At 70.0% G+C, this 9,462-nt stretch carries 9 protein-coding genes; 1 reads left to right on the plus strand and 8 read right to left on the minus strand.

Annotation, left to right across the window (positions count from 1 at the left end):
* Genes ccsB through hemL form a run of 6 tightly spaced genes read right to left on the minus strand, consistent with a single transcriptional unit; the run spans window position 1 to window position 5,988 of the window.
* Window positions 1-972, minus strand: a complete 972-nt coding sequence (gene ccsB / locus AB0C20_RS12275) for a c-type cytochrome biogenesis protein CcsB (RefSeq protein ID WP_357179434.1) — start codon at window positions 970-972, stop codon at window positions 1-3.
* Window positions 972-2,609, minus strand: a complete 1,638-nt coding sequence (locus tag AB0C20_RS12280; RefSeq protein WP_357179431.1) for a cytochrome c biogenesis protein ResB — start codon at window positions 2,607-2,609, stop codon at window positions 972-974. The genes ccsB and AB0C20_RS12280 overlap by 1 nt, the downstream gene beginning before the upstream one ends.
* Window positions 2,609-3,427 carry a cytochrome c biogenesis protein CcdA gene (locus tag AB0C20_RS12285; RefSeq protein ID WP_357179428.1) on the minus strand — a complete coding sequence of 273 codons (819 nt, stop codon included), beginning with the start codon at window positions 3,425-3,427 and terminating at the stop codon, window positions 2,609-2,611. Before AB0C20_RS12285 ends, AB0C20_RS12280 begins: the two co-directional genes overlap by 1 nt.
* The gene (locus AB0C20_RS12290) at window positions 3,427-3,996 is read right to left on the minus strand and encodes a TlpA disulfide reductase family protein (protein WP_357179425.1); all 570 of its coding nucleotides are present in this window, start codon (window positions 3,994-3,996) and stop codon (window positions 3,427-3,429) included. The genes AB0C20_RS12285 and AB0C20_RS12290 overlap by 1 nt, the downstream gene beginning before the upstream one ends.
* Window positions 3,996-4,643, minus strand: coding sequence for a histidine phosphatase family protein (locus AB0C20_RS12295; RefSeq protein WP_238678670.1), 648 nt, complete (start codon window positions 4,641-4,643; stop codon window positions 3,996-3,998). The genes AB0C20_RS12290 and AB0C20_RS12295 overlap by 1 nt, the downstream gene beginning before the upstream one ends.
* Window positions 4,644-4,650: 7 nt before the next feature.
* Window positions 4,651-5,988 (minus strand): glutamate-1-semialdehyde 2,1-aminomutase, encoded by a 1,338-nt coding sequence (gene hemL, locus AB0C20_RS12300; RefSeq protein ID WP_238683221.1) that lies wholly within the window; start codon window positions 5,986-5,988, stop codon window positions 4,651-4,653.
* 178 nt (window positions 5,989-6,166) lie between these two features.
* On the opposite strand from hemL, the gene AB0C20_RS12305 reads away from it, so the two are divergent.
* A complete protein-coding gene (locus AB0C20_RS12305; RefSeq protein WP_088951070.1) occupies window positions 6,167-6,502 on the plus strand; it encodes an STAS domain-containing protein in 336 nt (111 codons plus the stop codon).
* Between the two features lie 15 nt (window positions 6,503-6,517).
* On the opposite strand, the gene AB0C20_RS12310 is transcribed toward AB0C20_RS12305, so the two are convergent.
* Both AB0C20_RS12310 and AB0C20_RS12315 read right to left on the minus strand, forming a co-directional pair.
* A complete protein-coding gene (locus AB0C20_RS12310) occupies window positions 6,518-7,072 on the minus strand; it encodes a response regulator (protein ID WP_091395745.1) in 555 nt (184 codons plus the stop codon).
* Window positions 7,069-9,462 (minus strand): ATP-binding protein (locus AB0C20_RS12315; RefSeq protein ID WP_357567958.1); only part of this gene is annotated, 2,394 nt, incomplete at its 5' end. The genes AB0C20_RS12310 and AB0C20_RS12315, both read right to left, overlap by 4 nt.

Raw genomic sequence — 9,462 nt, forward strand, 5'->3', positions numbered from 1 at the left:
TCAGTCCAACCCGCCGTACGAGTGCAGGCCGGTGAAGAAGATGTTCACGCCGAACAGGTTCATCAGCATGGTGAGGAAGCCGAGAACCGCGATCCAGGTGGCCACGTTGCGCTTCACGCTGGGCGTCGCGCGGGCGTGCAGGTAGCCGGCGTACACCACCCAGGAGATGAACGCCCAGGTCTCCTTCGGGTCCCAGCCCCACGGCCGCCCCCAGGCCGCCTCGGCCCAGATGGCACCGGCGATCACCGCGAAGGTGAAGATCGGAAACGCGAAGGCGTGCAGCGCGAAGGTCAGCCGCTCCAGGCCGGCGGCGCCGGGCAGCCGCTTGGCCAGGGTGTACGGGAAGCTCCGCTTGCCCTGCTCGTACCCGTTGCGCATCAGGAAGCCGACCGCCGGCACCACACCGAGCAGGAAGATGCCGGACGCGAAGACGATCGTCGAGACGTGGATGACGAACCAGTACGAGTTCAGCGCCGGCACCAGCGGCACGATCGGCACGTACAGCACCAGCTCGGCGGTGGCGACCAGCAGCACCATCACCAGGGTGAGGAAGAGCCCGAGCTTGCGCAGCGATGGCCGCTTCCAGAGCACCACCAGCCAGGCGGCGACCCCGATGAACGTCACAGTGAGCACGAACTCGTACATGTTGCCCCAGGGCATCCGGTCCGCGGCGAGCCCACGGGTGACCAGCGCAGCCAGGTGCAGCGCGGCGGCGACCGCTGTGGCACCCACCCCGACCAGGCCGGCGAGCCGGGCCCGCCGGGCGGAGCGGTCGCCGGTGGGCGGCGACGGGACCGGCGCGGGCGGCGTCGGGACGACACCGCCGCCGGCACCTACCAGCTCGCGCACCGGAGCCGCCGTGGCGACCCGGGTACGCACGTTGCCCAGCGCGTACTCGACGGCGTGGCCGATCATCGCGACCAGGTAGGCCAGGATCGCGAAGGTCACCAGATTGTCGGAGAGTGCGGACATCACTCGGCTCCTTCTCGCACGCCGGCCCGGTCAGCGGAGTCAGCTTCAGGCCGTTCGGCACCGCTGACGGCGGCGACGAGCTGGGTGAACTCGTCGGCGAACCCTGGATAGTCGGTACGCGGCAACCCACCGACCTCCATCAAGCTACTACCGCTCGTCGGAGATCCTTCCCCGGGGTCGGCCGGCGCCACCCGGAAGAACACCCGGCGGCGCTTCCCGAACAGGGAACCCATCAACCCGACCAGCAGGACGCCGCAACTGACCAACAGCATCGTCGAGCCGGGATCGTGCCGGATGGAGAGGGTGACGTACCGCTCGGTGCCCAGGAACTCGACTGTCGTGCCGTCGTCCAGCTTCCAGGTCTCGCCCTTGCGGAGCAGTTTGGTGCCGACCTCCTTGACCTTGCCGGCCCGCACCTGCCGCTGGTCGAGTTGGTAGACCGAGCCGGGGATACCGGCGTCCAGGCCGAGGTTGCCCCGGTAGGCGACCAGGTTCAGCGCCGGGTTGCGCTCGGTCGGGTACTGCGAGCGGACGAACGGCGCCTGCTCGGGCGCTGTGGGCAGGTAGATGCCTGTGAACGCCATCTGCAGATCCGGTGCGCGCTGGCCGGTCGCCGGGTCGACGTTCGCGTCCGGGAAGGCCGCCAGCCCCTCGCTGGTCAGGCCCATGTCGCCGGTGGTCAGGAACGGCTCGTCACTGATCTGGCTGTTGCCGAACCGGTCGGTGTAGCGGATCACCGGCGCGTACCCGTGGCCGAGCAGGTAGACGCTCGCGTCGTTGAGGCGCAGCGGCGAGTTCACCGAGAAGTCGGCGCTGCGGGTCGGCTCGTCCGGGCCGTCGACGGTGACCGTGGCGTTGAAGAACTCCGGCTGGCCGGACGCCAGGAACCGGGCCTCGAAGTCGTCCAGCCGCAGGCAGAAGCCGGGCAGGTCGGCGCTGTCCACCTGAGGGCCGAGCTTCGCCTCGGCGTACTGCTGGCGGGTGTTGCAGAACGCGTTGTCCGCGCCGGCCACCAGCAGCCGGTTGCCGCTCCAGCCGTACCAGGAGCCGAGCGCCACCCCGATCAGCACCGCGATGAGCGAGGTGTGGAACAGCAGGTTGCCGGTCTCCTTGAGATAGCCCTTCTCGGCGGAGACCTCGTCGCCGCGCACCTCGACGCGCCAGCGGCGCTTGCGCAGCGCCTCGGCGATCGCCGCCGCCCCACCGGGCGGTGCGGGCAGCACCGTGTGCTGCGGCAGCCGTGCCATCCGCTTCGGCGCGGCCGGCGGACGGGACCGCAGTGTGCGGACGTGGTCGCGCAGCCGGGGCGTGATGCAGCCGATCAGGGAGGTGAACAGCAGCAGGTAGATCGCGGAGAACCAGACCGACCCGAAGACCTCGAACGCGCCGATCCGGTCCAGTCGCGGGGCCCAGTCCGGGTGGTCGACGAAGTACTCGTTGACCTTCTCCGGGCTGATCCCGCGCTGCGGCAGCACCGAGCCGGGAATGGCGGCGATCGCGAGCAGGAAGAGCAGGATCAGCGCCGTACGCATGCTGGTGAGCTGCCGCCACGAGTTGCGCAGCAGGGCCAGCAGCCGGTTCGGCCGGCGGCGTGGCGCGGGCGCCACGGTCTCCGGTCGGTCGTCGACGACCGTCATCAGATGCTCACCTCGCCCACCCCGACGGTGGTCTGCAACCAGATCACGAAGCTCTGCCATCCGCCGGTGACCAGGGCCAGGCCGATCAAAATGAGCAGAGCGCCGCCGACCCGGGTGACCCAGCGGCTGTTGCGCCGGACGGCGCGGAAGACCCCGAGCAGGCGTTCGAAGCCCAGCCCGAAGACGATGAACGGTATCCCCAACCCGAGGCAGTACGCCACGGCGAGCACCACGGCGCGGTCGCTCTGGCCGCTGGCCGTGGCCATGCCCATCACCGCGCCGAGCGTGGGGCCGGTGCAGGGCACCCAACTGAGCGCGAAGACAGCCCCGAAGACCGGTGCGCCGAGCAGCCCGGCCGACGGCAAGCGGGAGATCCGGAACTCCCGTTGCAGGGCCGGGATCATCCCGAGGTAGCTCAGCCCCGCCACGATGACCAGCACGCCGACGCCGATCTGCAACTCGCGCTTGTAGTCGAAGAACACCCGGCCGATGCTGGCGAAGAGGATCGCGGTGGCCACGAAGACGACTGTGAAGCCGCCGATGAAGAGCAGCGTCCCGGCGAGCACCCGACCCTTGACCGCGCCGACTCGCGCGACCCGCTCCTTGACCGCGACACCCCCGCTGCCCGGCACGGGATCGGCTTCCGGCCGTCGGCCCTCCAGGTCGGCGCCGGCCAGGCCGGTCACGTACGACAGGTAACCGGGGACGAGCGGAAGCACGCACGGGGAGAGGAAGCTGACCAGGCCGGCGAGCGCCGCCGCGCCGATGGCGAGCAGCAGCGGCCCGTTGAGGGCCAGTTGCTCGAAGGTCTCGCCCATCAGTTCGGCGCTGACTTCTCGGCGGCGACCCGTTCGACGATCGGTTGCAGGCCCTCCTGCTTGACGGCGGCCCGGATCACCGCCGCGATCCGGCCGTCCCGGTCGAGCACCACAGTCGCCGGCACGCTGTTCGGCGGGATGTCCAGGGCGAGTGCCGTCTTGCTTGACGGGTCGAACAGGCTCGGATAGGTGACCCGGCCCTTCTCGAACGCCTTGGCCTTGTCCCGCGAATCCTGGACGTTGATGCCGAGGAAGTTCACCCCGGAACCCTTGGTGGCCTGGTAGACGGCTTCCAGGTCGTCGGCCTCGGCGCGGCACGGCGCGCACCAGGAGCCCCAGAAGTTGACCACCACCACCTGACCGCGAGCCTCGCTGACGTCATAGGTGCCGCCGAGAAGCAGCTCACCGGCGAGCTTCGGTGGTGCGGAGCGCTGGTCCGGTGCGCACTCGAAGATCCCGTCGGTGGTGGTCGTGCAGGTCTTCTCCTGCGCCTTCGACGACGTGCAGCCGACCAGCGCCACCGCGGCGACGGTGGCGAGCAGACCGGCGGTCCACCTCCGGGCGTTCATCAGGCCCCCTTGGCCGTCCGGGCTGTCGCGGAGAGAGCGATCAGGTGCGCGGCCGGCTCGCTGTAGCCGATGCCCACCACCTTCGCGTCGTCGAAGTGGAACGAGGTGAGGCTCGCCAGCCCGCACTGCCGCTTGCGCGGGTCGTGCCAGAGCCGCTTGCGCTCGACGTGACGGCGCAACGTCCAGATCGGGAGCTGGTGCGACACCAGCACCGCCTCGCGTCCCTCGGCGGCGACCCGGGCGGCCTGCACGGCGGCGAACATCCGCTCGGCGATCACCCGGTACGCCTCACCCCAGGACGGGGTCACCGGGTCGCGCAGCACCCACCAGTTGCGCGGATCGCGGAACGACCCGTCACCCGGGGAGACCTTCTTGCCCTCGAACCAGTTGGCGCTCTCGATCAGCCGCTCGTCCACCCCGACCGGCAGCCCGAACTGGGCGGCGATCGGTTCGGCGGTCTGCTGGGCGCGCTCCAGCGGGCTGGCCACCACGTGCACGATCTCCCGCTCGGCCAGGCCCTGCGCGGCGGCCTTGGCCATCTGCACACCCAACTCGGAGAGGCGGAAGCCGGGCAGCCGGCCGTAGAGGATCTGGTCGGGGTTGTACACCTCGCCGTGCCGAAGCACGTGCACCACCGTCTTACTCAAGGTTTTTCTACCCCCCGTGACCGGCCGCTGCCGCCGCGTTCGCCGCCGTCGGCAGCGCGTCGGCGATGTGTTCCAGAGCGGCGTCGTCGAGCGCCGCCGACACGAACCACGACTCGAACGCGCTCGGCGGCAGATAGACGCCGGCGGCGAGCATCGCGTGGAAGAACGCCTTGAACGCCGGCACCTGCTGGGTGCGCGCGCTGTCGTAGTCGACCACGTCGGCGTCGGTGAAGAAGACCGAGAACATGCTGCCCGCGTACGACAGCCGGTGTGGGACCCCGGCGGCGGCCAACGCGTCGGACGCCAGCTTGCCCACGACGGCGGCCGTCTCGTCGAGGCGCTGGTACAGCGCGTCGTCGGCGAGCCGCAGGGTCGCCAGGCCGGCGGCGCAGGCGAGCGGGTTACCGGAGAGAGTGCCGGCCTGGTAGACCGGGCCGGCCGGCGCGAGCCGCGCCATGATGTCCGCGCGCCCGCCGAACGCCGCGGCGGGCAGGCCGCCACCCATGACCTTGCCGTACGTCCACAGGTCGGCGTCGGAGGCGTCGAGGCCGTGCCACCCGGCGCGGGAGACCCGGAACCCGGTCATCACCTCGTCCACCACGAGCAGGGCGCCGTGTGCGTGCGCGATCCGGGCGAGCTGCTGGTTGAAGCCGTCGCGGGGGGCCACCACGCCCATGTTGCCGGCGGCGGCCTCGGTGATCACCGCGGCGATGTGCTGGCCCTCGGCGGCGAACGCCTCCTCGACGGCCCGGATGTCGTTGTACGGAAGCACTATCGTCTCGCTGGCCGCCGCGCCGGTCACGCCGGGCGAGTCGGGCAGGCCCAGGGTGGCCACGCCGGAGCCGGCGGCGGCGAGCAGCGCGTCGACGTGGCCGTGGTAGCAGCCCGCGAACTTGACGATCTTCGAACGGCCGGTGAAGCCACGGGCCAGCCGGATCGCCGACATTGTCGCCTCGGTGCCGGAGTTGACCAGCCGGACCTGCTCCATCGGGGTCCGGTCGACGAGCTCGGCTGCCAACTCCACCTCACCGGGGGTGGGCGTGCCGAAGCTGGTACCCCGGGCGGCGGCGGCCTGGACGGCCTCCACCACCTCCGGGTGGGCGTGCCCGAGGATCAGCGGACCCCAGGAGCAGACCAGGTCGACGTAGCGGCGACCGTCGGCGTCGTACAGCCACGGGCCCTCACCACGGACCATGAAACGCGGGGTGCCGCCGACCGCCTGGAAGGCGCGCACAGGGGAGTTCACCCCGCCCGGCACGATGGCGCGGGCGCGGTCGAACAGGGCCTCGGAGGCCGGCGCATCGGCTGGGTAGCGGCCGGATCCGGCGGGAAAGATGTCGGTCACGATGCCGCCATTGTGACAGCGCCGGACGGTCAACCAGCAGCCACCCCGTGGCGGGGTTACCCGGCTCACCTGTGACTCGCGCCGGTCAGCAGCGCCGACACGGGGGCTTCGTGGCCTGGACGGCGACGGCTCGCGGCCTCGACAGGCCAGGCCGGTCGGATCGCGCTAGGCTGAGCGGGTGGATCGTGCCGAACTGTCCATCACGCTACACCGGACGGGCGACGAAGCAGTCTTGCGCCTGGCCGGTGAGATCGACATGCTCACGGCGGCCCAGCTCTCCACCGTCGTCAACGAGGTGCTGGCCGACCCGCCGCCGAAGATCGTGCTCGACCTCGGCGGCGTCACCTTCTGCGACTCGCAGGGCCTGGGCACCCTGGTCGTGCTCAGCCGCAAGGCCAGCCACGCGCAGAGCCTGCTGATGCTGACGCACGTGGGCGACTTCCTGATCCGCGTGCTGGACATCACCGGCCTGCGCAGCGCCCTGATGATCCGCAACGACCAGCCCACCGGCTGAGTCGCCCCGCCGCCGTCAGGCGGTGTTGCCCCAGCGGGCCTGTTCGAGCAGCCGTACCGCCCGGTCGCGGACCTCCGGGTCGTCCGACCGGAGCTGGGCGGTCGCCTCGTCGACAGCGTCGGTGAGCCGCCGCCACTGCGTGTCGCGCTCCCGGACCAGATCCGACTGGGTGGCGAGCTGCCGGGTCTTCACCCACAGCTCGACGAATACCGACACCTTGGCCCTGAGCACCCACGGGTCGAACGGCTTGGTGAGGTAGTCCACAGCCCCCACCTGGTAACCCCGAAGGGCGAGCTGGGCGTCCCGGTCGGCGGCGGTGAGGAAGATGATCGGCACGTGCCGGGTCCGCTCGCGGCGCTTGATGTGGCTTGCCGTCTCGAAGCCGTCCATGTCCGGCATCTGCGCGTCCAACAGGATCACCGCGAAGTCGTCCACCAGCAGTTGCTTGAGCGCCGCCTCGCCGCTCTCCACCGCCACGGACTGGACCGGCAGACCCTGAAGGATCGCCTCCAGGGCCGTCAGGTTCTGCCGCCGGTCGTCCACGAGCAGCGCTTTGGCCATCTGGGTCACGAAGTCTCCTCGGTCCGGCTGCCGTTGATCCAGGACGACATCAGTTCGATCAGGTCGTCCAGGTCGACCGGCTTGGTGATGTAGTCGCTGCCCCCGGCAGCGAGCGCCGACTCACGGTCACCCGGCATCGCCTTCGCGGTCAGGAAGACCACCGGAAGGTCGGCGAACCGGTGGTTGCGGCGAATCTGGCGGGTGGTCTCGTAACCGTCCTGGTCGGGCATCATGGCGTCCATCAGCACGATGTCCACCTCCGGATGCTCGGCCAGCAGACGGACACCGTCCGCCCCGTTGTCCGAGTACAGCACGGTCATCCCGTGCAGCTCCAACGCGCTGGTCAACGCGAAGACGTTGCGGACGTCGTCGTCCACGATCAGCACAGTGGCGCCGTCCAGTTGACGGGTGGCAGGTGCCTCCGGCCGTTCCGGCAGCAGTTCCAGCGGCGGCATCAGCAGCGACGACGGCAGCCCGGCGCGCTGCGGCGACGGAGTCTGCGGCGCTACCACCGCGTCCGGGGCCAGCACCTGCGGCACGAACAGGGTGAAGGTCGAGCCCTGACCGGGCGCGGACGAGACGGTGATGGTGCCGCCGATCAGTCGGGCCAGGTCGCGGCTGATCGACAGACCCAGGCCGGTGCCGCCGTACCGGCGACTGGTAGTGCCGTCGGCCTGCTGGAACGCCTCGAAGATGATCGACAGCTTGTCGTCGGAGATGCCGATCCCGGTGTCGATCACGGTGAACGCGATCACCTGCTGGGCGTTCGTCAGCGCCGGCACGTCGAAGACCGCGTTCTCCGCGGCCGGGGCGATCCGCAGCGTCACTGCACCGTTGTCGGTGAACTTCACAGCGTTGGAGAGCAGGTTGCGCAGGATCTGCTGCAACCGCTGCGCGTCGGTCACCAACGCCGGCGGCAGATCCTTGCTCACCCGTACCTGGAAGTCCAGGTTCTTCTCCTCGGCCTGCGGCGCGAACGCCTGCTCCACGTAGCCGCGCAGCTCGGTGAAGCGGATCTCGGTCGGCTCGACGTCCATCCGGCCCGCCTCGATCTTGGACAGGTCGAGGATGTCGTCGATCAGTCGCAGCAGGTCGGAGCCGGACCCGTGGATGGTCCGGGCGAACTCGATCTGCTTCGGGCTGAGGTTCTGCTCCGAGTTCTCGGCCAGCAGACGGGCCAGCAGCAGCAACGAGTTCAGCGGGGTCCGCAGCTCGTGGCTCATGTTGGCCAGGAACTCGGACTTGTACGCCGACGCCCGGGTCAGCTGCTGCGCCTTCTCCTCCAGGCCCAGCCGCGCCAGCTCGATCTCCCGGTTCTTCGTCTCGATGTTGCCCTTCTGCTCGGACAGCAGAGTGGCCTTCTCCTCCAGCTCGGCGTTGGTGCGCTGCAACTCCGCCGACTGCTCCTGCATCTCGTGCGCCAGCCGCTGCGACTGGGCCAGCAGCTCCTCCGTACGCCGGTTGGCCTGGATGGTGTTGACAGCGATGCCGATGGTGAGCACCAACCGCTCCAGGAACGACAGGTGCAGTTCGGAGAAGGCCGACACACTGGCGAACTCGATCACCCCGAGCAGCTCGCCCTCGAACAGGACGGGGAGCACCACCAGGTCGGACGGGGGTGTCTCGGCCAGGCCGGACCGCAGGGTGAGTCGACTGTTCGGGGAGGCGCTGACCCGGATCGTGCGACGGGAGAGCGCGGTCTGCCCGACCAGCCCCTCACCCGGCCCGAAGGTGACGTCGTGCCCCCGTGCCACGTACCCGTACGAGGAGGTCAGCCGCAGCCGCATGCTGCCGTCGGTGTCGTCTGCCAGGAAGAAGGCGCCGAGCTGGGCGTCGACCAGCGGAGTCACCTCCGTCATGATCATGCGGCAGACCTCGCCGAGGTCGCGCTGGCCCTGCAACAGGCCGCCGATGCGGGCGAGGTTGGAGTCCAGCCAGCCCTGCTCGGCGTTCTTCTTCGTCGTCTCCCGGAGGGTGACGATCATCTGGTTGATGTTGTCCTTCAGCTCGGCGACCTCGCCCTGCGCCTTGACCGCGATCCGCTGGGTCAGGTCGCCCCGGGTCACCGAGGTGGACACCTGGGCGATGGCCCGCAACTGCGTGGTCAGCGTCGAGGCGAGCTGGTTGACGTTCTCGGTGAGGTCGCGCCAGGTGCCGGAGACGCCCTTCACCTGCGCCTGACCGCCGAGCTTGCCCTCGATACCGACCTCGCGGGCCACCCGGGTCACCTCGTCGGCGAACGACGAGAGCTGGTCGACCATCGTGTTGACTGTCGACTTCAGCTCCAGGATCTCGCCCTGGGCATCCACGGTGATCTTCTGCGACAGGTCACCCTTCGCCACCGCCGTCGTCACCGAGGCGATGTTGCGGACCTGGCTGGTCAGGTTCGACGCCATCGA

The sequence above is a fragment of the Micromonospora sp. NPDC048843 genome (genome assembly GCF_040649965.1).
Lineage (GTDB): Bacteria > Actinomycetota > Actinomycetes > Mycobacteriales > Micromonosporaceae > Micromonospora > Micromonospora hortensis.